Annotated in this window: 17 protein-coding genes; 7 read left to right on the top strand and 10 right to left on the bottom strand. The window is 47.4% G+C overall.

Going from position 1 to position 22344, the window contains the following annotated elements; genetic code table 11:
* Positions 1–10 precede the first annotated feature (10 nt).
* From Cabys_RS02535 to Cabys_RS02550, 4 genes are all read left to right on the top strand, one after another.
* Positions 11–1834 (top strand): UbiD family decarboxylase, encoded by a 1824-nt coding sequence (locus Cabys_RS02535; RefSeq protein ID WP_006928548.1) that lies wholly within the window; start codon positions 11–13, stop codon positions 1832–1834.
* Positions 1835–1909: 75 nt separating this feature from the next.
* Positions 1910–2518: an RNA polymerase sigma factor gene (locus Cabys_RS02540; protein WP_006928550.1), complete on the top strand. Its 609-nt coding sequence runs from the start codon at positions 1910–1912 to the stop codon at positions 2516–2518.
* The gene (locus Cabys_RS02545; protein WP_006928551.1) at positions 2511–3260 is read left to right on the top strand and encodes a hypothetical protein; all 750 of its coding nucleotides are present in this window, start codon (positions 2511–2513) and stop codon (positions 3258–3260) included. The genes Cabys_RS02540 and Cabys_RS02545 overlap by 8 nt, the downstream gene beginning before the upstream one ends.
* Before the next feature lie 128 nt (positions 3261–3388).
* Positions 3389–3958: a Spy/CpxP family protein refolding chaperone gene (locus Cabys_RS02550; RefSeq protein ID WP_006928552.1), complete on the top strand. Its 570-nt coding sequence runs from the start codon at positions 3389–3391 to the stop codon at positions 3956–3958.
* 291 nt (positions 3959–4249) lie between these two features.
* Here the strand turns inward: Cabys_RS02550 and Cabys_RS02555 are convergent, their stop codons facing one another.
* Positions 4250–5683 (bottom strand): NAD(P)/FAD-dependent oxidoreductase, encoded by a 1434-nt coding sequence (locus Cabys_RS02555; protein WP_006928554.1) that lies wholly within the window; start codon positions 5681–5683, stop codon positions 4250–4252.
* Positions 5684–6077: 394 nt separating this feature from the next.
* Here Cabys_RS02555 and Cabys_RS02560 point away from each other — a divergent pair, with 394 nt between their 5' ends.
* Positions 6078–7445, top strand: a complete 1368-nt coding sequence (locus tag Cabys_RS02560; RefSeq protein WP_006928555.1) for an FAD-dependent oxidoreductase — start codon at positions 6078–6080, stop codon at positions 7443–7445.
* A 555-nt stretch (positions 7446–8000) separates the two neighbouring features.
* Here the strand turns inward: Cabys_RS02560 and Cabys_RS02565 are convergent.
* The 5 genes from Cabys_RS02565 to Cabys_RS02585 all read right to left on the bottom strand — a co-directional run bounded on the left by Cabys_RS02565 (position 8001) and on the right by Cabys_RS02585 (position 14808).
* On the bottom strand, positions 8001–9086 hold the full coding sequence (locus Cabys_RS02565) for a radical SAM protein (RefSeq protein WP_081475048.1): 1086 nt from the start codon (positions 9084–9086) through the stop codon (positions 8001–8003).
* 185 nt (positions 9087–9271) lie between these two features.
* Complete coding sequence (locus tag Cabys_RS02570; RefSeq protein WP_006928557.1) at positions 9272–10417, bottom strand: dipeptide epimerase; 1146 nt, start codon at positions 10415–10417, stop codon at positions 9272–9274.
* A gap of 12 nt (positions 10418–10429) precedes the next feature.
* Complete coding sequence (locus Cabys_RS02575) at positions 10430–11551, bottom strand: C40 family peptidase (protein WP_006928559.1); 1122 nt, start codon at positions 11549–11551, stop codon at positions 10430–10432.
* 104 nt (positions 11552–11655) lie between these two features.
* Entirely contained in the window at positions 11656–14046 is a 2391-nt protein-coding gene (locus Cabys_RS02580; RefSeq protein ID WP_006928561.1) for a DNA internalization-related competence protein ComEC/Rec2, read from the bottom strand.
* Positions 14047–14067: 21 nt separating this feature from the next.
* Positions 14068–14808: an MBL fold metallo-hydrolase gene (locus Cabys_RS02585; protein WP_006928563.1), complete on the bottom strand. Its 741-nt coding sequence runs from the start codon at positions 14806–14808 to the stop codon at positions 14068–14070.
* Between the two features lie 72 nt (positions 14809–14880).
* On the opposite strand from Cabys_RS02585, the gene Cabys_RS02590 reads away from it, so the two are divergent.
* Complete coding sequence (locus Cabys_RS02590) at positions 14881–15891, top strand: hypothetical protein (RefSeq protein WP_006928564.1); 1011 nt, start codon at positions 14881–14883, stop codon at positions 15889–15891.
* A gap of 130 nt (positions 15892–16021) precedes the next feature.
* Here Cabys_RS02590 and Cabys_RS02595 read toward each other — a convergent pair whose 3' ends face one another.
* From Cabys_RS02595 to Cabys_RS02610, 4 genes are all read right to left on the bottom strand, one after another.
* Positions 16022–17296 carry a metal ABC transporter permease gene (locus Cabys_RS02595; RefSeq protein WP_006928566.1) on the bottom strand — a complete coding sequence of 425 codons (1275 nt, stop codon included), beginning with the start codon at positions 17294–17296 and terminating at the stop codon, positions 16022–16024.
* 235 nt (positions 17297–17531) lie between these two features.
* Positions 17532–18572 (bottom strand): metal ABC transporter substrate-binding protein, encoded by a 1041-nt coding sequence (locus Cabys_RS02600; RefSeq protein ID WP_006928567.1) that lies wholly within the window; start codon positions 18570–18572, stop codon positions 17532–17534.
* Between the two features lie 15 nt (positions 18573–18587).
* Positions 18588–19910 (bottom strand): hypothetical protein, encoded by a 1323-nt coding sequence (locus Cabys_RS02605; RefSeq protein WP_006928568.1) that lies wholly within the window; start codon positions 19908–19910, stop codon positions 18588–18590.
* A 199-nt stretch (positions 19911–20109) separates the two neighbouring features.
* Positions 20110–20394, bottom strand: coding sequence for a hypothetical protein (locus Cabys_RS02610; protein WP_044281138.1), 285 nt, complete (start codon positions 20392–20394; stop codon positions 20110–20112).
* A 697-nt stretch (positions 20395–21091) separates the two neighbouring features.
* Between Cabys_RS02610 and Cabys_RS02615 the strand changes: the two genes are divergently transcribed.
* Entirely contained in the window at positions 21092–22189 is a 1098-nt protein-coding gene (locus tag Cabys_RS02615) for a glycerol dehydrogenase (RefSeq protein WP_006928569.1), read from the top strand.
* Positions 22190–22344 lie beyond the last annotated feature (155 nt).

A 22344-nucleotide genomic window follows, 5' to 3' on the forward strand; every position in this document is an offset into this window, starting at 1 on the left:
AAGGATAACCATGTACCGATCGCTTCTTGAATGTATTATCGACCTGGAAAAGCACGGCCACCTCATTCGCATACAAGAAGAGGTTGATCCCCGCCTCGAGATGGCCGCCATCCACCGCCGCGTTTTTGCCGCGGGCGGGCCGGCTCTGCTCTTTGAACGCGTTAAAGGCAGTCCCTTTCCGGCGGTTTCTAATCTGTTTGGCACGCTGGAACGGGCGCGTTTTATCTTTCGCAAAACCCTGCCCAAAGTAGAAATGATGATGCGCATGGCGGCGCATCCGGAGAGCGCTTTAAAAAATCCCCTGCAAACATTAAAGGTGTTGCCAGCCATTGTTGATCTGTTGCCGCGGAAAGTTCGCTCAGCGCCTGTTCTAAAAAGGCGAACCAGGGTCAGCCAATTGCCGCAGCTCCAGAGCTGGCCGGCAGACGGGGGCGCGTTTTTGACCCTGCCTCAGGTACTAACCCTGGATCCAGACAACCCTTCGTTATTAAAAAGCAATCTGGGCATGTACCGCGTGCAGATCTCCGGCAATCAATATCAGCCCGATGAACAAATAGGGCTTCATTACCAGATTCATCGCGGTATCGGCGTGCACCACGCCCGGGCCCTGCAACGCGGCGAAAAGCTGAAAGTCAGCATCTTTTTAGGCGGCCCGCCGGCGCATACCCTGGCGGCCGTGATGCCCCTGCCCGAAGGCATGAGCGAGCTGTCCTTTGCCGGACTACTGGCCGGTCGGCGCTTTCGCTATCTGAACTACCGGGGCTGGATTGTCTCGGCCGAGGCCGACTTTGTCATTCTGGGAACCATGGAAGAAGAGCTGCTGCCCGAAGGCCCCTTTGGCGATCATCTGGGATATTACAGCCTGGCGCATGATTTTCCGGTTCTGCGCGTGGAAACCGTGTTCCACCGTCCGAAAGCCATTTTCCCTTTTACGGTGGTTGGCCGGCCGCCGCAGGAAGACACCATCTTTGGAAAATTGATTCACGAAATCACCGCGCCCATGATCCCTAAAAGTCTGCCCGGCGTTAAAGCGGTGCACGCGGTTGACGAAAGCGGGGTGCATCCCTTATTGCTGGCCATTGGCAGCGAACGCTACGTGCCTTACGAACAACGCCAGCCGATGGAGCTGCTAACCCAGGCCCAGGCCATTTTGGGCTTTGGCCAACTTTCCCTTGCCAAGTATTTGCTCATTGTGGCCGAAGAAGACGACCCCCAGCTAAACATCAATGACATCCAGGCCTTTTTCAGACATTTGCTTTCCAGAATAGATTTACAGCGCGATTTGCACTTTTTCACGGAAACCACCATCGATACCCTGGATTACAGCGGCGCTAAACTGAACCATGGCTCTAAAGTGGTAATGGCTGCCGCCGGAAAAATAAAAAAGGAATTGGGCTACCGGCTTCCGCAAAACCTGAAATTACCTCCCGACTTTAAGAATTTAAAACGCATTATGCCCGGGGTGCTGGCCCTGGAAGCAAAGGCGTTTACCACTTACGAGCAGGCGCAAAAAGAGATACGCGTGCTGGAAGAAGCCCTGCCCCTTTCACTGGCTGATTCCTTTCCCCTAATAGTTGTGGCGGATGATAGCGAGTTTGTCGGCGCCAGTCTGGCCAATTTTTTATGGGTTACGTTTACCCGCTCCAATCCCTCCCATGATATTTACGGAATAGGTGAATTTGTTGAGCACAAACACTGGGGCTGTAAGGGCAGCTTGATCATCGACGCCCGAATCAAACCGCACCATGCGCCGCCGCTGCAAGAAGACCCGGCCGTGGAAAAACGAGTGGATGAACTGGCTGCCAGAGGTCACAGTTTGCACGGCGTTATTTGAGGAGCAAATTTTGTTGGAGATTAAATTGCGGATTAATCATTACTCTTGCTTTAAGAGGTTTTGAAGCATTTGCCGATGTTATTCAAAAAACAAAAATACGAAAATTTAAGCGATGAAGAACTGGTTCAGCTCTCTTTAAAGGATAAAGATTCATTTTATTATATTGTACAACGATATGGCCCCAAAATTCTTCGCTATATCAAACGGACCACCAACGTGAGCCAGGAAGACGCCGAAGACATTTTGCAAGAAATCTTCATCAAGGTCTATCGAAATCTCAATAGTTATAAACCGTACCTGCCATTTTCCAGCTGGATTTATCGCATTGCGCATAACGAAGTCATCAATCATTACCATAAAACAAAAACCTATAAAGAAATGAGCCGGCTAAACATCGAGAGCGAGGATGTTAAAAGTTTAGTAGAAGCCATTCAGGAAGATGGCGATGTGCAGGACAAAGTTATTTTTCTGGAGAACGCAGAAAAAATTAAAGAAATGCTGGCCGAGCTTCCTGCAAAATATCGGGAGGTACTCATCTTGCGTTATTTAGAAGAAAAAAGCTACAACGAAATAAGCGATATTTTGCGAAAACCGCCCGGCAGCGTGGCTACCTTAATCAATCGAGCGAAATCAAGATTGAAAAAAATAGCAGAACAACATGGATTAAAGGAAAGCTATGAGTGATTTCAATAAAAAAATTATTGAAAAGATCAAAGAAGAAAATATTGAGCCATATCCCAAATGGTATTTTTTGTTTAAGAATTTTTTAATATGGCTGGCCGTTGGGCTTTCTTTGTTGCTGGGCAGCGTGGCCAGCGGCGTTGCCATATTTCAAATACAACATACCGATTGGGATTTGTATCAATACCTTAACCGGGGACTGCTGGAATTTGTTATTTTGATGCTTCCTTATTTCTGGCTGGCGTTTTTAATAGTGGTTACCGGCGCGGCCTACTATTATTTCAGACATACCGAACGAGGCTATCGTTTTAGCGCCTTGCTGGTCATTGTTGCGAGTATTCTTGTTTCTGTGGCCGGAGGCAGTGTTTTATACCACAGCGGTTTATCGGAGAGACTGGAAGCGCTATTTGAAGAAAAAATCCCTTTTTATCGCGGTGTAAATGATCATAAAAGAATGATCTGGATGTCGCCAGAAAAGGGGCTGTTGGCCGGTGAAATTACAAAAATCTTGCCAAACCACAGAATACGGCTTACAGACCTGGATGGCAAAACCTGGGAAATCGACGTTGCCAATGCCAGATGGCGCGGACGATGGACGTATGCTGAAGGTCAAAAGATAAAAATCATAGGTAAAATGCAAGCAGAAGGAAAGTTTATCGCCGAGGAAATCCGTCCCTGGCAAAGGCGAGGAAAGCACGGCGGTATGAACCGTTTTCGCTCAAAAGGAAAAAACAGACGTTTTTAACCATAACTCCTTCCATAATTTTTTTTAAAAAAGTGAAAGAAAAATTGCCCGCGTCCTGTATTACTTAGTAGAAAAAGGAACTAAACAATGGGCAAATTTAAGTAAAACCAAAATGGAAGGAGGTAACGATGAGAAAAACAATCATTTCTCTCTTCGTCGTCTTGACGTTAATGGTCTCTTTTTCTACTGTTTTTTCGCAAGGAATGGGCTGGCAACGGCCGGGAGCAGGCGTTTGGGCTACGGTTAACCTGAATTTAACCAGCGATCAAATGCAAAAGCTGCAAACCATGCAGCAGGATTATCTTAAGGAGATCACGCCGATTCAAAGCGAATTGACCTTAAAAACCCAGGAGCTTCGTACGCTGATGGTCAATCCTGCGGCCAATGCAGATCAGATAATGGCCAAGCAAAACGAGGTCTTTAGCTTAAGACAGAAGCTGCAGAAGGTCGCTTTAAAATATCGGCTCAATGCGCGGAAAATATTGACGCCTGAGCAAATTGCCTTGCTGCCAGCCGGTTGCGGACTGGGTTTTGTGTTCGGCGGCGGTTACGGACTGGGCGCGGGCATGGGCCGACGCGCCTTCTATCGCGGACAGGGAAGAGGCATGGGCATGGGCGCCGGCATGGGATTTGGCGCCGGTCGCGGCCGGGGCATAGGCGCGGGTCGCGGAATTTATTGCCCATACCGCGTGTGGTAAACATCGGACGGCAACAACTTGAAAACGGCTTAGAAAGGTGCAGGGATGCCTTCCTGAGCCGTTTTTTTTGTTTACATTGGAAATGGTATGGGCGAACGCCCGGTTAATCTCGCGTTACAGATCGAATAAGAAACAGGAAGGCAACAGGACGTCGCCTTGTTTGCCAACATGAAGAGATCATGAGCGCTTGCTGTGATCCACCGCTTTTAGAATTTTTAAGTTGAGCACAATAAAACGCCACAACTGGTAAAGTTTATTGGTTCTTTTAGACATCTACCTCGCCTCCTTTTTTTATTCGGGGATAATACTCCAGCCCGGTCGGGCCTGAAATTTCCACATAAAGGTGGTATGGATCATGCGTTTCATCCAGGCGCCGGCCAGGCCCAGCTCCATGTGCGTTACAAAATTATCGCGCCCCATTTCATTGGGATATTTGCGCATATCGGGCACCACCGGATAAATAATCATGATGCCGGCCTCGCCATCCCACAGCGAATCGCCCATGGAGGCGATGCAGGCGGCAAACATTTCGGACATGCGCTCGGCGTGCGTCATCCGCCCGCGTTTGATCAAATCGATCACGTTTTTGGCCACGATGCGCCCGATGATGCCGGAGACCATGCCGGTGCGCGGCGGCGCTGGCGTAATGCTTAAGCCGTTAGGATTAACAGAGGGGCGGGAAATGGGGCCCGGAGGAGCAAAAGCAATGCCAGCCGCAAAAATATTTTTGTAGGTTGGATTCTGGTAAACCGCCGGCCAGGCATCCGGGTTTTGTTCAAGCTGTTCGTAATCAAGGCCGTAAATGGCGTCCACCAGAACCAGCCCGGCCTTGTTGACCACTTTAGACGAAATATCGTTGCCATCCCTGTCCAGATACTTCATGGGCGAGCCCAGAAACTGAGGAATGAGCATGGCAAAATCATAACTCGTTTCGCCTCTGTTGCCCTGCAAGTCTTCCCAGTAAATGGTTTTTTCGTCAACGGCATAAGCCCCCTTCTGAATCTCCCATTTAATATCATATTGGCTAAAGATGTCGCGCAGCCAATCTTCGCTGGTCAGCAGGCGTCCGTTTTTCTTGATTTCGATGCCTTTAACGCCAAAGTCGCCTAATTTGGGTTCATTGGAAAACCAGACCAGCTCTGCTTTGTCGCGCAGCCCCTTTTTTACCAGGTCTTTATGGATATTAGAAAGGTACTCAAAGGCCGCTCCCTGACAGGTGGCCGCCGGATGTCCTGTGCCAATGACGATTTTGAACTTCTCGCCTTTTTTCATGCGCTCGAGCAGTTCAAGGTATTTGTCTCTGGTTTGAACGGCGTGATCGAGCGTACAAATGGAATGGGTAAAACCGTGATGCGGCCCAAGGTTTTTTGTGCCCTCAAAGTTTAATTTAGGGCCGGTGGCGATGATCAAATAATCATAATCCAGTTTAACTTTTTCTCCATCCCCTGCTCGCTGAGCGACAACAAATTGTTCATCCGGATGCACTTCGGTTGCGCTGCCGTGTACAAAATTGACATGAACTTTACGATAAACCGGAGCCAGCTTAAAATAGGTTTTTTCCGGCTTCATGTGTCCCACGCCCACCCAGACCAGCGAAGGGATGAATAAAAAGTAATCGTACTTGTTAACCACAGTGATTTCATGGCGTTTGCCCAGAGCAGAGCCCAGGTAAAGGGCGGCGGTGTGGCCGGCAAAGCCAGCTCCGATGATAACAACTTTTGACATGGCGCCTCCTTTAATACATTACCAGCTAAGTAATATATGAATCAGAAAACGCGTTTTCAAGAAAAAAAGGAGAACTCGCCCCAAAGTAAGGGTAATCTGTCATTGCAAACGAAGAGAAAAATCTTTTAACTATAATAAAACAATCTATTTTCGAAAAGATTTTTTACGCTGTTCAAAGGGCTATTGAAAGGAATGGTTTTACGCATTATCTTCTTTATGGATTTAGAGTTCTGCAAAATGTAAATTTTAGTGTCATTTCGAGGAGCGGAGCGACGAGAAATCTTTTGTTTTTGTTGAAGTTAGAAGATTTCTCATCCCGATAAATCGGAATTCGAAATGACATGTATGTGCATTTTGCAGAACTCTATCTTTATGGATTGATTAAGGAGATACAATGGCAAAACCAGAAAAACACTTGCTTATCATTGGCGGAAACGCGGCCGGACTTTCGGCGGCGCGTCGCGCCCGTAGAAATGATCCCCGCCTTAAGATCACCGTTCTGGAAAAGAGCGGGATCGTCTCTTACGGCGCCTGCGGCCTGCCCTACTATATCTCCGACGTGATTAAAGATGAAAAAGCGTTGCTGGTTTTGCCCGTTGATGCCCTGGTAAAGGACGGCATCGACGTTCTGCTAAACCATGAAGTTGTTGAGATGAACGTGCGGGAGCGTAGCGTTTATGTGCGTACGGCGGAACAGTTCCAAAAAATACAATATGACTGGTTGATTATTGCCAGCGGGGCGCGCCCGATTGAACCGGACATTCCGGGAAGAGATTTAGACGGAGTTTACACCGTTCGTTCTCTGGAAAAGGCTGCGCAGTTAAAAAACGAATTGATCTCTGGCAAACATCGGTCGGCCGTGGTGATTGGCGGCGGTTACATCGGTCTGGAAATGGCCGAAGCGCTGACCAGGCAGGGGCTTAAGGTTACGGTAATCGAGCAGAAATCACAGGTATTGCCTTACATCGACAGCGATATGGCCGCACTGGTAGAAAGCGAAATGACAGGCAGGGGCGTTGCGCTTAAGACTTCGACCGCCGCCGTCAGAATTATCGGCGAACAGGCGGTGCGCGGCGTGGAAACCGACGGGGGAGAAATTTTGAGCTGCTCGCTGGTGATTCTGGCAGTGGGCGTGCGGCCCAATGCGGACTTTGCCGGCCTGGCCGGAATTGAACTGGGGCCCTCTGGCGCTATCCGCACGGACGATTACCTGCGAACCAATGTTTTGAATGTTTACGCCGCCGGCGATTGCGCGCAGGTTAAAAATACGGTGACTAATAAATTTGAATACTTTCCTCTGGGCACCACGGCCAACAAGCAGGGTCGCGTGGCTGGCGATAACGCTACCGGTCGGCGACAAAAATTTTCTGGCGTGGTGGGCGCCGCGGTGGTTGAGGCGTTTGGGCTGGAGATCGCGCGCACCGGCATTACCGAAGCTCATGCTCTCAAGCTCAGAATGCCTGTCAAGTCGGTAACGATTAAAGGCACATCGCGCGCCGGCTATTTTCCGGGTAAGAAGGAAATTTATGTTAAATTGATCTTCGATTTTTTAAGCGGCCGTCTGCTGGGCGCGCAAATGATCGGTAAAGAGGGCGTGGCCAAACGACTGGATGTCCTTTCTACCGCTTTGCAGCAAAAACTTACCGTGCAGGAATTGAGCGAATTGGACTTAAGCTATGCGCCGCCCTTTGCGCCGGTCTGGGATCCGCTTTTAATCGCAGCCAACCAGGCCCAAAAGCTGGTGTGGGCCAGACGTTATTAATTTAAGGCTATGAAACCGCAAAAAGAATTTAAATCGTAATTCATTTTCACGCAGATCGCGCAGATGTTCGCAGGAAAAATGTTAAACCTAAATTTCCAAAGCAGCATAGCCGCAAACAAAATATTTTTGCAGGGATTTATGCAACCACAGAGAGCGCAGAGAAGTCACAAAGGGCGCAATGAATATTTTAAATTAAATTACCATAGCTCGCTCGATCCTCACTCCCAGACAAAAGATCAGGAATGAACGCACTTGTAAGGGCGAAGGATTTCCAACCCTACTTTATCCAGCGCGCTTTTTTGACATGACTAAAGATTAATGCTTACCATAGCTGAATTGTTCTTGGAAATCCTTCGCCCCTACATAAATGGTGGCAGGAATTCTCCACATTGCAGAAACAGGTTTGAAATGACAGGCTAACTATTCAACCATTCAACTAATCAACTATTCAACCAATCCATGGCCGGGGGATGAGTTTTTAAAACAGCAAAAAAATTTTCACACGCTAATGCATTACATTTTTTGAAGGAAGTACTCCAATCCATTAGGTGTCGTTTAAATGTTCTTCTGCCTGCGGGAGCTCCGGGCGCCAAACAGTTTGAATTGAGGGATGAAGCTTCCAAAGCCCTGATTGCAGTTGCGGCACATGTCAATACTCTGGCGGTTGGTGTTGAGGCGATGCCGAAAGGACTGGAATTTTTCGTTTAGCCAGAGCCGGTCAAAATCCTGCGCCTGGTGAATATTGCCCATTTCGAATTCCCCGTTCTTGTCAAAACAACAGGGCACCAGGCCGCCATCCCAGTTAATCAAAGTGGAAAGCCAGGGCCGTGGACAGGATTTTTTATTGGCATTTTTGACGCGCAGTTGCTTTCCATCGAAATTATAGCGCCTGAATTTATCCTCCTGCGGCAGCCATTGTCGGGCTTCCTCCACCGAGTGGACTTCAATATTTTTAATCAGCAGGCGATCAACGCCCAGTTCTTTAGCCAGTTTGCGCACGGCCGGCAGTTCATGTTCGTTGTGTTTCATAACCAGAAACTGCAGGGCAATTAATGGATGTCGGACACCACGCTGCTTTTTAATTTCCATGAAGCGTCGTACGCCTTGCACCACTTTTTGCAGTTTGCCGTTAACCCGGTATCGTTCGTAGGTTTGCTGAGTGACGCCGTCCAGCGAAACGATCATGCTGTCCAGCCCGGAATCGATGGTGGCGTGGATGGTGTCTTCATCAAAGTAATGGCCGTTTGTGCTTGTGGTGCAGTAGATGTTTTTAGTTTTGGCCAGCCGCACAAAATCTAAAAAATGGCGGTTTAAATAAGGTTCGCCCTGATGATAAAGAAGCAGAAAAAAAATATCGTCGCCGAACAGCTCGATGATGCGCTGAAAGGTTTCCAGACTCATACGTCCCTGAACGCGCTTCATATCGCCGGAGCCGGTGGTGCACAGGGGACAGTGCAGATTGCATAAGTTGGTGGGTTCAATGGTCAAAATGGCCGGTCGCCCCCAGACGAAGGTTTTTCCGCTTAATGCAGAAAGAAAAAATGAACTTCCGGTTAACAGAAGATTTTTTGCTCTTCTGAAATTCAAACTACCGATTAAGCGACCGAGCGCCAGCTCATTGGGCATTAACTGCATGAACATTCCTGCTTTTTTCCATCAATTTGCAAAATTGTCGGGCAAAGTACAACCGTTTTTCGAGGAATGGTAAAAAAATGTACAAAGGCGCCCGATAAAAAAAGAGATCACAAAGAAAGGTATCTTCATGATCTCTGCAAAGTCAAACGTTTTTTATTCTACGAAAATTTCAGGAAATTTCCGCAAAAAATTTAAAACTTACCTTCCACGCCCAGGCCGGGTTTGTCGTTAAAGACAAATTTCCCTTTTTCCACCTTCACTCCGCTGAACGGATCGTTGCTGATCAGCAGATTGCCGTCCAGGTCGGCGTAATCGACGAAGGGGGCAAGGTGGGCGGCGGCAGAAATGGCCACGGAGCTTTCGATCATACAGCCTAACATGATCTTCATGCCCAGCGATTTAGCCATGCCGATCATGCGCAGGGCTTCCTGCAACCCGCCTGATTTCATCAATTTAATATTAATGCCATCGTAAGCCTTTGCCAGTTTGGGAATATCAGCCGCCGTTTTAACCGCTTCGTCGGCAATGATGGGCATATCCGCCCGCTCGCGCAGCCAGGCGGTTTCATCCAGCATTTCGGCCGGCATGGGTTGCTCAATAAATTCCACGCCCTGATCTTTAAGCCATTTGATCTTTTCCAGGGCTTCTTCTTTTGATTTCCAGCCTTCGTTAGCGTCCACACGGATCGGTTTGTCGGTTACGCTGCGCACCGCTTTGATGATTTCGCGGTCGCGGTCGGTGCCCACTTTAATCTTTAAGATGGGGTAGGCTTCGGCCTCGCGTACCTTTTGCTTGATCACTTCAACGGTATCGATGCCGATGGAAAAGGATGTAACCGGCGCTTTTTCGGGATTTAATCCCCACAGTTTGTACAACGGCAGATTAAATGCCTTACCGATCCAGTCCATCAAAGCAATATCCAGCGCTGCTTTGGCGCAGCTTTGATCCAGAATGGTTTTCTCCAGCGCGTCTTTGATTTCAGCAAAGTGAAACAGGTTGTTTTGTTCAAATATTTTTTTCGCTTCATTGATTCGTTGGGTGGTTTTGACGTGATCTTCGCCGTAGCGAACATTGGGCGCCGCTTCGCCGTAGCCCACAATGCCGTCGCGTTCGATCCGAACAAACACGTTGTTTTTAAAATTACTGGAATTGCGCGAAATGGTCCAGGTGTGGGCCAGATTCAGTCTCTTGGTTTTGACCTCAATCATTATCTCTCCTGTGCCTGTAATTTTACGCTGGCTCTGCCTGTTACCGCAACCGGTAACCGAATTAAAAAGGGAAAAGCCCAGAATGGAAGAGCCTGATAATTGCAAAAAACGTTTTCGGCTTAAATTCATGACCTGACCTTTCTATTTTAAGATTCGTTTAATCAGTTTCAGCGTTTTTTTACGATAGGCATTAAAATCATCATCCTGAGGGTTAAAGCTATTGATGCGCACTTCGCGATCTTGATGAATAAATTTGTAACCGCCCAGGCTAATGCCCACGTGGGTAATCCGCTCGCTTTGACCAAAAAACAGTAGATCTCCGGGCATTACATTGGAAAAGTCTTCTGCAGGAACCACCTCCTCGCCCAATAGCGCCTGCTGGCGGGCGTCCCGCGGAAGTTGAATGCCGTGGTGTTTAAAAGCGGTTTGCGTAAAACCAGAGCAATCGGAACCTTTAGCCGAATTGCCGCCCCACAGGTAGGGAATGCCCATCAACTGAAAGGCTGTGTTTAAGAGCGCACCGGAGCTGACCTGCGAAGGATCGCGCTTTTCCACCAGCGGCCCGACGTGTTTTTTTAAGATGTATCCGCGGCGTTGATCCGGCGTCTCCACTAAAATCCATTTTCCTCTGCGGTTCAGTTCCTTCAGGGTACAATTCATAACCACATCGACAACGGGAACCGACGCATCCGAAGGTTCGGAATAAATGCGGTCAACCGGCCAGTAAACCATGATGCGACGGGCTTTTTGCCAGTTTTCCACGCCTTCTTGATCGGTGCGAACAAAAGAATATTTGGTCATCCAGCCCAGATACCCATAATGAGTTTGCACCAGGTACCAGCTTTTGTAGCGTTTTAACAGGCGGAGGACGTTGCCCATGATGCTCTGATCAACCAGTTCGGAGGTATGCGCAGGATCGCGACGCAAATTGGCAACGCTGACCCTCACAATGGCCCAGCTGCTGTCGCCCAGATCTGGATGGGGCAGAATCAAAGACTGATCATGAACGTTTTGTTGCAGCAAAGAGTCCAGCTTTTGCAAAAGAGCCGTACGCGCCTGCGGCACGGTGGTCTCGCCTGTCAGAACCCATTGGCCATTTTCTTTTTGCAGATGAAAATCAAAAACGGCCAGGCTTTTGTCCGGCGCAAATTGCTGCCGCACCTGTTGTTTGATTCTATCAAAATCACGAAGCGCCTGGCGATCTGAATTGCAGGAAATGATCAGAGCAGTGAAAAGAATAAAAAAAAGGATGCGCCTGTTCATAAGCAATTCTCCGGTCTTGGTTAATTATTTGAGTTAATTTAATGTCCGAACAAACTATATGCAATTGAATCTTGTTGATGCTAAGGAAAGATGGAATAAAATCATCAATTCAGCCCATTCCTCCAGTTTATCAACCGAATTTTCTGCCCGTCGCTTTCAAATACGATTGCGCCCAGGCGGTCGGTGCGCAAGGCCGGAATGTGTGTGGATTTTAGACGACTTAAAACAACCGGCGAAGGATGTTTGAATTTGTTTTTTTTCCCCACTGAAATTACAGAAAACTCCGGCAAAACCAGAGACAAAAAAGGTTCGGTGGTGGAAGTAACGCTGCCGTGGTGGCCGGCTTTTAAAACCGAACTTTTTAAAAAATCGTGGTAAGCGCCCAGCGTCTGCTCAACTTCCTTTTGCGCGTCCCCCGTAAACAGAAACGATGTTTCGCCGTAGCAGAGTTTGACCACCAGGCTGCTGTTGTTCACTTCGCTGCCGTTGCGCTTTTGGGCCAGGGTAAAATCTCCGTAAGGATGTAAAATGTAGCATCTTACGTTTTCAGCCGGGAACAGGCGATCGCCGCGCCGCACCTGCTTAACAGGAATGCCTTTTTGTTTGGCCAGCGCCAGAAACTGCAAATAGCTTTTAGTGCGATCGGCGTAAGGGCTGACGACCACCGTGTCAACCGTAAAGTTTTGTAAAACCGTCATCAGGCCGCCAAAATGATCGGTGTGGGCATGCGTGGCGATGGCGTACTTTAAACGTCTGACGGCAAAATAGCGAAGGAGAGGAGCAACATAACGTTCGCCGGCATTCAGCCAGGGGCGTTTTTCTCCGCCGTCGATCAACATGGCCGCGCCGTGTGGTAGCTGAATTAAGCTGGCGTCTCCCTGTCCTACGTTGATAAAGGTAACGCGCAAATGTTTTTCGGTTTTAAATGCGGTAAAAAGAACCAGCAGGCTCACAAAAAGCAAAACTTTAAGGCGCGCCGACCTGCTGTGCGCCTGATAGAGGTAGAATACAATAAGCGCAGTTAGCAAAACAATGATCAGCGAAGGATGACCGGTGTGAATTTGCACAAAAGGCCATGCCGCCAGAAAAGCGATACTCTTTTTTACAAAACCAAAAATGAAATGAATGAGCAGGCCAAGTCCCTGCACAATAGGAACTCCAGTAAGGCCAAGCAAAACCAGCATTAGCGACAGGGTTACAATGGTTCCCATTGCCGGAATAATAAACAGGTTAATCAAAACGGCGCCGGTCTGAATGGTTCCGTAATACCACCAGGTTAAAGGCGTGGTGGCTAAAACCGCAGCTAACGATACCATGGCCGGCTGAAGAATCCAGCGATTTAGCTTTTTGGCAACAGAACGTTCGGGATTAAATGGAACCATTCTTTTTAAATGGGGATAGCCAAACAAAATACCGCCTACCGCGGCAAACGAAAATTGAAATCCCGGCTGGAAGAGTTGATCGGGGTCGAACAGTAAAATAATCAATGCGGCCAGGCCAAGAATATTTAAACTGGAAGGCCGGCGCTGCAATTCGTTTAAGGTAAAGTACAAAACGGCCATCAGCGAGGCGCGTACCACCGGCGCTTTAAAATTAACCAGCGCCACAAACAGCGCTAAAAAGAAAAAGGCCAGCGTGTATTTCTGCCGGTAACTAACAGGCAACATGCCAAAAAGCAAGATAAATAATAGCAACACAAAGCCCACATGCAGGCCGGAAATAGCCAGCACATGAACCACGCCTGTCTTCTGAAATTGCTGATAAAGCTCGCGGTCCAGGTTCTGGCGTTCGCCCAGAATCAGGGCCTGTGCCAGATGCGAAGTCGGCTGCGGAATATTGGCTTGAATTACATGTCGGATACGATTTTGCAGAGGAATCAACACAAATCGTTGAAAAACACTGCCTTTGTGGCCGGGCAAAATTTGTATTTGTTCGGAAGTAATGTGACACTGAAAAAAAATGCCTTTAAAATTGAGATATCGGCGAAAATTAAATTCGCCCGGATTACCAGGCAGCGGGGGCAGGGAAAGCGAACTGTTGATGAAAATCCGTTGTCCGTACTTCAGGCGAAAATTTCCTTCTTTCTGCCACAATAAAATCTTGCCGGTAGCCGCTTTTTCCAGCGAGTCGATGCGGATGGTTTCGCACTGCAGCACATAGCGGTTTTGGCCGTTTTTCTTGTATTCGGCGGAAGAAATCCAGCCGCTAAAGCCTGAAGCTTTTGACCATGGTTGAAAGATCAGATGATCTCTGGCGAAACAAGAAAAATGATTGAAGCCCAGCACAAGGCCAGCCCAGAAGAAAACCAGCAGGGCAAGCCCGTAAAATATTTTGAGGCGAAAACGGTAGGCGGCAAAAAGAGCGGCCAGCAAAACAAAGAAGACGAAAAGGATCAAACGTTCGTTTAAGAATCGCAAAAAATGAAAGGCGGCGGCTAAGCCCGACGCAAAACAAACCGCGGTAATTAGCGCATGGTGGCGATTAATAAAAGCCATCTTGCTGAAATGTTTATCATCCTACAAATAAAGAGTCAAAAAATCATTGGCAATAATGACCTCTCCGTCAAAATGCCGTTGAATCCGTTGTTTGAGATCCGGCGTATCGTTTTGGGGGTAGATGTGCGTCGCCAGAACGCGCTGTAACTTTGCCAGATTCGAAAAGCGCGCCACATCCGAAGGCGTTAAATGGCCGTCAATTTTCAGATGGTCAGGAAGCGAGCATTCGATGATCGCCAGATCAACATCGCGGGCCAGTGGGACCAGTTCTTCCTGAAAGCCGGTATCGCTACTATAAAAGAGGGTGGCGCCGTTGGCGATTCGGAAAGACATGCTGTTATCCGTATGCCCGTTTAAGGCCGCAATGATCTGCCAGGAGCCCAGTTGAACCGGTTGATGATCAAAAGCGATCAAACGGGGCCTGGCATTGTGCAGCCAGGCGCCCTGCCACTGCGCCTGGGCCGAAAACCATGCTTCCAGGCCTGTGGGGCCAAAAATGGTCAAATCTTGATTGGCATTTTCCTGCAGCAGAAAACGGTTCATCAAAAAGGCCATTAAATCTGAACAATGATCCAGATGAAAATGACTGATGGCAATGTATTTGATGTGCAGAAGATCGATTTCCATACATTTTAACTGGCGAATGATTCCGGGGCCCATATCAACCAGTAGATAATCATCGTTATGCTCCAGCAGATATCCCGCAGGCGTTCGTTTGGGAGGCGAAGTCATGGTGCCTGAACCTAAAACGGTTAATTTCATACATACCCTTTATATTTAGTTTATTTTTTATTATTTTAAAAACAGTGTGGGTAATTTTAATGGAAAGGGTCCATGATGCGTTCCTTTAATCTTTTTATCGGTTTAATCATTGCGCTCAGTCTGATTGTTTCCCGCTGTGGTAAAAATCCGGAAGCCGAAGGCGATAATGCGTACGCTCAGGGAAAATACAATCAGGCTTTGACCTACTATTTGAAAGTTAAAAAAGAACAGCCGGATAATGCAAAAATTAATGAAAAACTGGCGCTGACCTATATGCAGCGCGGGCTGACTCTGTACAAGTTAAGAAAGAATCTCGACGCCTTTCAGTTGAATTACGAAAAGAGTCAGGAGTTTTTGCCCTCGGATACGCTGAGCGAGCATTTTAAAAAGGAATATAGTAAGTTACTGTACGAACTGGCGCTTGCCTACCACAACGCGTCGCCCAAAAACGATATTCAAAAAGAAAAATATTTCACCTTAACGTTAGATTACCTCCAAAAGGCGCTGGAATATGATTCGACCAACACGCAGGCCGATGCTAAATTGTCCGAAATTCGCACCGTTAATTTCCAGAAGTATTTTGATAAAGGTAAAAATTTCTATTTACAGGCCAGAAAAGATCGTCGCAACGCCAACCTTTATCTGAACGCCGAAGTCTATTTGCTGCAGGCGGTTCGCCTGAATCCCAATAGCGAAGAAGCGAAAAATCTGTTGAAAAAGGTCAGGCAAAAAACCATTGCCATCCTCGACATTAGTAACGACCTGCCCCTGGCTCTGGCCATTGGCGGTCAGAAATACATGGACGGCAATCTGGCTCTTTCCATCACGGTTTTCAATAATACGGTAGATCCTTATTCCATCTCACCGGAACGTTTCACCCTGTTCGATAAGCAGGGAAATGCGCACCAATTTGTGGCCGAAAAAACAGCCGAGTTTTCCAAAGGCCTAACCGGGCCAGCGACTATCGATCCCAAAAAGGAAATAGCTTTTGTGCTTGTTTTTCCGGTGAATAAAAAAACGGCTCTGGATCGCCTGATTTACGAAACCGAAGATGGGAGCGTTGTTTACAAATATTTTCCATGATTTAGATTGTCTGTACTTCCTTTAATCGAATCCCCTGTTTTAGCAGGGGGCATGGCTTTGGCGCGGTTTTTTTTAACGCCACAGACAGGGCTTTTGTTTTTTATTCTCTCAAAGTCAGAAGCAAAACGCGTTATAAGGTATGTAACCATTTTTCCATGCGCTTAAAAGCCGGGCGGTTTTCGTTAAAATCTTTCATGCTGTCATATCCGAAATCCTGCTTGCTGTAGCGCAAAATCTCCTGAAAGATCTCCTCACGTAAAAACGGATAGGGGCACTCTTTAAGTAGTTTGATTAATCGTCTCAAACCCTGGCGGCGATCGATCTCGGTAATGCTTTTGGCGATTTCAAAACGATCGGCCAGATTGCGGGTCGCCGTAAAAACGCGCAGCAAACTGTCCAGCGATGCCTGAGCGGCGGAATGATCCGCCGGATCGGTGTGTGGAGAAGATAAGGTTGCGGCGCTTTGACGCTCTGCGTGGCCTTCGTGGTTGTGGAAAAATTGTCCCATGAAGCGAAACAGCAAAACGACCAGAATCGTCGCCACGATCCCCAGGCCAATTCTGGCCATGGCCTTTCCCCTGTCAGGTGTTTTAATAACGTACAAAATCAGAGCCACCAAAAATAACATGAGGCCGTAAAGAGTTACAATGGTGGGGCCGCTTGGCAGGTCTGCAATGTACGAAAAGTAGAGTCCAAGCACGCTGACCAGCAACCCCATGCTCCAGCCGATGAGCAGTTGCTTCCAGAGCACGTCGGTAATCATGATGGAAGTAATGGCCGGCACAACCAGAAAGACAAACACCAGCAGTACGCCGGCCGTTCCCACGGAATGCGTGATGACCACGCCAAACGAGACGTAAAAAAGAAAATCCCACAACCGCACATTTAGCCCGCTTTCGTAAGCTTTTTCAGGATCGTTGGAGATGAGCAGGAACTTTTCGCGGAAAATAAAATGAAAGACGCCCACCGCCAGATAGACCAGCGCGGCCTGGAAAATGGTTTTCCATTTGACCCACAAAATACTGCCGGTCAACAGCTCTTTGATGTGTTCGGCGCCATGGGGCGCTTTATCGATTACCAGAATGGCAATGGCCGCGGCCAGGGCATAAACCAGGCCGATGATCGCTTCCTGCGGAATTTTTTCGTGCCGAAAGCGCGAAAGCGAAAAGATGGCCGCGCCAATAATGGCAAAGCCCAGCGAAAACCAGTAAGCGCCGCTGGTGCCGGGCATGATGCCGAACAAAAAGCCCACGGTGGTGCCCAGGGCTGCCACCTGGGCCAGCGCCAGATCGACAAAAATCACCTTGCGTTTGATAACATGAATCCCCAGATAGGAATGAATGCCGACCAGAATCAAACACTCAAAAAAGGCCGGCGCCATTATATCCCAGATGCTCAAATGCATTTTTCGTTCCTTTGTTTTTGGGCGAAAATTCTTTTTTATGTTTTGGCTGCCCCGCGTATGTAATGGACAGGGCAAATAGATAAAATCCTCGTACCTTTCCTTCGTGCAAAAGTACGAGGCGAGTTGTGTAAAAAACTTTTTAAAAACAGGCGGCTGGTAGAAAGCTTTCCATGGCGGGTTAATGACAGCACGCTTGAAGCTTGATTTTCAAGCAAGCGCCCCCGCCGCTGGCGTTCTATTGTTCAGCCTGTAAAAAAGCTTCCCTTAAATGCGAAACCCAATAATCGACCAGCTTAAACACATCTTCCGTGCCGGGAGCGCCGTCCACGCCCATGGGAACGATCACCGGAATGGCGCCCACTTTTTCGCAAATTTCCCGAACTTTGTTTTCGCTAAAATAATTGGCCGACATCAGTACCTTTACCTGATTCCTGCGCATCTCTTGTAGCAGTTCTTCCACATGTTTTGGCGAGGGCGGTATGCCTGGTTTGGGTTCAACATAACCAATCACTTTAAGGCCAAAGGTCTGTTGAAAGTATGCCCAGTTCTTGTGATAGGCCACGATCTTTTTTCCTCTAAAAATCAAAGCCTCTTTCATCCAGCCGCCAAGGTAGTCGATGAGCTTGCGATCATTAAAAGACTTGCTCTGTAAAAAATCGATGAGCTTGCCGCTTTGCGTTAATTTTGTCAACAGGTCGCCGCCCATCAATTGCACGAGCTCTTTGCCGAACATGCGTTCATCAATTTGCTGTTTAAATTTTTGTAAATTTTGTCTGAAATAGTCGGCATGTGCCGGATCGTTTTTCTCCAGACCAATTTCAATATTCTCGGCGATTTTTTTGAAGTTCAGCGGGCCGGTGATGATGTGCGGATTGCCATAGATGTGAACCCCGCCCTCGCTTCGTGAAAACACAGCCGGTTTATCCAGAAGATCAATACCGTCGCTGGCCGAAACGTATCCAATCTCTCCGGAACGAATGCGCGGATTTTTAGACATATCGACCAGGGTAGGAACCCATAGTTCCAGGTCTAATCCGGTCGAGACAAAAACATCTGCCCGGTTCAATAAAACGGCAAAGCTCGGCTTGGGACGCACAAAGTGCGCATCCTGATTGCCGGGCACAATATATTGCACCGTAACGTATTGGCCGCCAATCTTTTGGGCGATATCGGCATAGGTGCTTAACGTTGTTACCACGTTCAGTTTATTGTTGGCCGATAAAGAACCGATCGGCAAAAATATCAGCAGTAAAAACCACCACTTTATTGTTTTCATGTTGCCTCCATCTGTTTAGTAGCGTTCGTGTTTGTGCGGGCCGGCCGCCCAGGTTAATTGCAAACGAATGAGATGCCGCGTTTGCAGCGGAACATTGCCGTCCGAATAGTTGTATTGCAAACGCAAGCGTACCCAGTGGCTTTGCCACCAGGTAATGTAGGGCACCACCTGATAAATGTACTTGCCGTCGTTATCGATCGTAAAGGGCTGGGTGTAATCCAGGCGCAGGCCGGCATGCAGCCATTCGTTAAAGCGGAATTCCGCATACGAATAGCCGCCCAGGGCCGAAATGTTCTGGTTTAACGGAAGTTGTTTGTCGGCATAGTACAATTCCGAACGCCACAAAAAAGAATGGTAGTGAGCTTTATTTAACGGTTCCCATAAAAGAGTCACATCCAGTCCGGCCAGGCGCGTTAAACGCTGTTTTTCGTCAATGCGCTGGCCATCCTGAAAACCGCGCAGATTGTTCTCTCCGACCATCCCGGTTATGCCGATTTCCAGGTAGGTGGCGGGATTTACATCATAGTAGTTTTTTAGGTGGGCCAGAACAGCCGGAAAGGAGAACAGTGAACCGGCAAACAAATGGTCGTTTTGACCGTTGGTCACTTGCATGGTTAACGCGCTGGCGTGCGCCCACCAGGCCGGCATCAGCCATTCCGCCGAAAATCCGATCTGATTTAATCCCTCCTCGCCCAAAATGGTGGTCAGAGCCAGCGGAAATTCAAACTGATCCAGGCCGTGCGCATGCCAGCGATTAAGCACCCCAAATTGCTGTCTGAACTTGCCTGCAGTTAAAGAGATGTTTTTGAGTACATTGGGCCATGTTACATAGGCTTCGCCCAGTTCAATGCCCTCGGGCGTAACTTCCAGCGCAATTTTGGTCAGGCTGAAAGGGTCTAAATTGCTCTGAATGTGCAGGCCGATAACGCGAAAATACGCTCCGCTTCTATGCGCTTCGCTAAAACCGTCCTCATTTAAAACGCCCTGCAGGTAAGCGTCGCCGGTGACGCTTATTTCAGGGTTCAATGCCTGCAGCGATCTTTGGCCGCTTTTAAAACTTTTTGGTTCTGGCTTTTCGTCGGTGGATGATGCCTGCTGCCAGGCTTGCTGTTTTAATTGTTGCAATTCGGCCTGAGCCTGCTTTTGTTCCAGGCGTTTGATTTGCTCCCGCAATTGCAACAGTTGTTGTTTTAGTGAATCCGCAGTATTTTCTGAAATGTCCTGCGCAAAAAGCACGGAAGCCAACATGGAAAAAAATAGAAAGCTAATGGTAAAAATTTCAATTTGAAATGGAATTTTTTTACACACCGGTTTTGCTGATCTCTGATTAGAAACCATCTACACCTCCTGAATTGGTCTTAAAATTAAAGAGAATAAAAATCAGACATAGTTTTGCAAAATTAAGCTATGAGTGTTGTCATCCTGATGAGCAAAGCGACGAAGAATCTCCATGTTATTATTTAACTTCTAAAAGATTCTTCCCCACCAGGGCGAGATCAGAATGACAAAAAGCGCAATTTTGCAGAATTCTAAAAACCTATAAACTTAAGACCGAAGGAGGCGCGCGCCTGGAAAAGGAGTGGAAAAAAATCTCGGCAGGGAGGATTTGCGCTTTAAGGCTAAGCGTGCCTAAAGGCGCCGTGGCAAAAGCGGAAAAAACAGCACAAAAGACCGGCACAAAATGAATCGAATGGCTTAAAACGTATGCCGGGCAGGAATCGTTCCCTTTTTGCAGAGGGGAGTGGTTATGCGCTAAATCCCCTGCGGAAACGATGAATAAAAAGATCAGCCCCAGCGCTACGATTGATAATTTACGACTCATTTTTTTGCCATTGCCTTTCGCCTGTCAGGTTTTGCGCCAGCCATTTAAAAGCTGCGGGCGCAGAGCACGCAAAAATCCATGATTAACAGAACAGAGAATTTTCAAATTTTCACAATGCTTTTTTAATGAGACCGATCTCTGTTCCTCAGGAATAAACTTAATATGAATATGATATTATTCCAAAGCAAAAGAAAATTTGACAGGTATAAAAATTACCAAACTTGAAGGGGAATTTTTCTTTTTTTGATTGTTCTAAAAATATTTTAAGAGAAGGTTTCGTTCAAAGTAGCCGTTTTTTACTGTTTCGGTAGGAAGAGTCTTTAAAACCAGGTTGTTTTTTCAGAAGTTAATGGCATCTTTTCCACCGGGGCAGATTTGAAATGCCTGTTCACTCTTTTTAGAGCGTGCGCAAAAAAACTTCAAAAAAAAGTTGATATGTGAAAAATATATCATTATATTTGCTTGTGAAATTTATATCGTGAAAAGAATCACAGAAAAGCGCGGTCATTTAAGCATCAGCGTAAGAAATAGGTTGCGCTTAATACGCAACAACAAGATGGAAGAAAATGATGGCCAGGTATTGGAAAGACAATGAGGTTAATTTTTTTGACGGCGTTCAGGCGATTTACTTTAGAAATACCGCCTGACAGCGTCAGAGAAAATTAACGGTACAAATTAATTTAAGGAGAAACGAAAAATGAAAAGTACAACATTATTTCCCGGGCGATATGTGCAGGGGGCGGACGCTCTCAAACAATTAGGAAAAGAAGTGTCGAGATTGGGCGATCACGGCTTTGTGATTTGCGATCCTTTTGTTTATGAAAATTTGTTGCCTGATTTCAAGTCGGAAATGGAAGGGGCAATAAACATTTCTCTGGAAAAATTTAAAGGCGAATGTTCCGATGAAGAAATTGCCAGATTAGTATCCGCAGCAAAACAGTTAAAGGTCAATGTGGTCGTGGGCATTGGCGGAGGAAAAACATTAGATACCGCCAAAGCTGTTGCTCATGAACTGAAAGTACCGGTGGCCATTGTGCCCACCATTGCTTCGACCGATGCGCCCTGCAGCGCGCTCTCTGTTATTTATACGCCAGAAGGAGAGTTTAAGCGATATCTGATTCTGGATAAAAATCCGGACCTGGTTTTAGTAGATACGCGGGTGGTGGCCAATGCGCCGGCCAGATTTTTGGTTGCCGGTATGGGCGATGCGTTGGCAACCTGGTTTGAAGCGGAGTCATGTAAGCAAAGCCATGCCGGCAATATGAGCGGAGATGTGGGCTCGATGACGGCGTACGCCCTGGCTAGACTGTGCTTTGAAACCTTGCTGGAATACGGCTTTGAAGCAAAAATGGCATGCGAAGCGAAATCGGTTGTGCCGGCTCTTGAGCATGTGGTTGAGGCCAACACCTTGCTTAGCGGACTCGGTTTCGAAAGCGGAGGACTTGCTGCCGCGCACGCCATTCATAATGGATTAACCGCTCTGCAGCCAACCCATGCCTATTTTCATGGCGAAAAAGTAGCGATAGGGACTTTGGCCTCTCTTATTTTAACGGACAAAGACAGAAAGGTCATTGATCAGGTGTTCAGTTTCTGTGAATCTGTGGGGTTGCCAACCACCCTGGCGGATATTGGTCTTAAAGATGTTACGGACGAAGAATTAATGCGCGTGGCAACTTTAGCCTGCGCCGAAGGCGAAACGATTCATAACGAGCCGTTGCCTGTAACGCCTTCAAAAGTGTTTTATGCTTTAAAAACAATGGATGCCATCGGTAACAGCAGAAAAGCCAGCAAATAGTTACGGCGCTGTTCGCAAGTTGACATAAATTCGCTTAAAAACTTTAGCTGAACATGGATTAGAATTACAAACGGCACATGAAGCCAGGTCGGTTAAAAGACATTTTTTAGATCAGGAAAAGTAATTGAATCAATTAGAGTTCATTGAAAAAAAAT

The sequence above is a fragment of the Caldithrix abyssi DSM 13497 genome (assembly GCF_001886815.1).
Lineage (GTDB): Bacteria > Calditrichota > Calditrichia > Calditrichales > Calditrichaceae > Caldithrix > Caldithrix abyssi.

Coding starts and splice junctions, on each gene's coding strand:
- Cabys_RS02565 (WP_081475048.1), bottom strand. CDS start 9,086: ATGTTCATGCAGTTAATGCCCAATGAGCTGGCGCTCGGTCGCTTAATC.
- Cabys_RS02595 (WP_006928566.1), bottom strand. CDS start 17,296: ATGCATTTGAGCATCTGGGATATAATGGCGCCGGCCTTTTTTGAGTGT.
- Cabys_RS02560 (WP_006928555.1), top strand. CDS start 6,078: ATGGCAAAACCAGAAAAACACTTGCTTATCATTGGCGGAAACGCGGCC.
- Cabys_RS02605 (WP_006928568.1), bottom strand. CDS start 19,910: ATGGTTTCTAATCAGAGATCAGCAAAACCGGTGTGTAAAAAAATTCCA.
- Cabys_RS02550 (WP_006928552.1), top strand. CDS start 3,389: ATGAGAAAAACAATCATTTCTCTCTTCGTCGTCTTGACGTTAATGGTC.
- Cabys_RS02555 (WP_006928554.1), bottom strand. CDS start 5,683: ATGTCAAAAGTTGTTATCATCGGAGCTGGCTTTGCCGGCCACACCGCC.
- Cabys_RS02535 (WP_006928548.1), top strand. CDS start 11: ATGTACCGATCGCTTCTTGAATGTATTATCGACCTGGAAAAGCACGGC.
- Cabys_RS02585 (WP_006928563.1), bottom strand. CDS start 14,808: ATGAAATTAACCGTTTTAGGTTCAGGCACCATGACTTCGCCTCCCAAA.
- Cabys_RS02600 (WP_006928567.1), bottom strand. CDS start 18,572: ATGAAAACAATAAAGTGGTGGTTTTTACTGCTGATATTTTTGCCGATC.
- Cabys_RS02570 (WP_006928557.1), bottom strand. CDS start 10,417: ATGAATTTAAGCCGAAAACGTTTTTTGCAATTATCAGGCTCTTCCATT.
- Cabys_RS02580 (WP_006928561.1), bottom strand. CDS start 14,046: ATGGCTTTTATTAATCGCCACCATGCGCTAATTACCGCGGTTTGTTTT.
- Cabys_RS02590 (WP_006928564.1), top strand. CDS start 14,881: ATGATGCGTTCCTTTAATCTTTTTATCGGTTTAATCATTGCGCTCAGT.
- Cabys_RS02545 (WP_006928551.1), top strand. CDS start 2,511: ATGAGTGATTTCAATAAAAAAATTATTGAAAAGATCAAAGAAGAAAAT.
- Cabys_RS02610 (WP_044281138.1), bottom strand. CDS start 20,394: ATGAGTCGTAAATTATCAATCGTAGCGCTGGGGCTGATCTTTTTATTC.
- Cabys_RS02540 (WP_006928550.1), top strand. CDS start 1,910: ATGTTATTCAAAAAACAAAAATACGAAAATTTAAGCGATGAAGAACTG.
- Cabys_RS02575 (WP_006928559.1), bottom strand. CDS start 11,551: ATGAACAGGCGCATCCTTTTTTTTATTCTTTTCACTGCTCTGATCATT.
- Cabys_RS02615 (WP_006928569.1), top strand. CDS start 21,092: ATGAAAAGTACAACATTATTTCCCGGGCGATATGTGCAGGGGGCGGAC.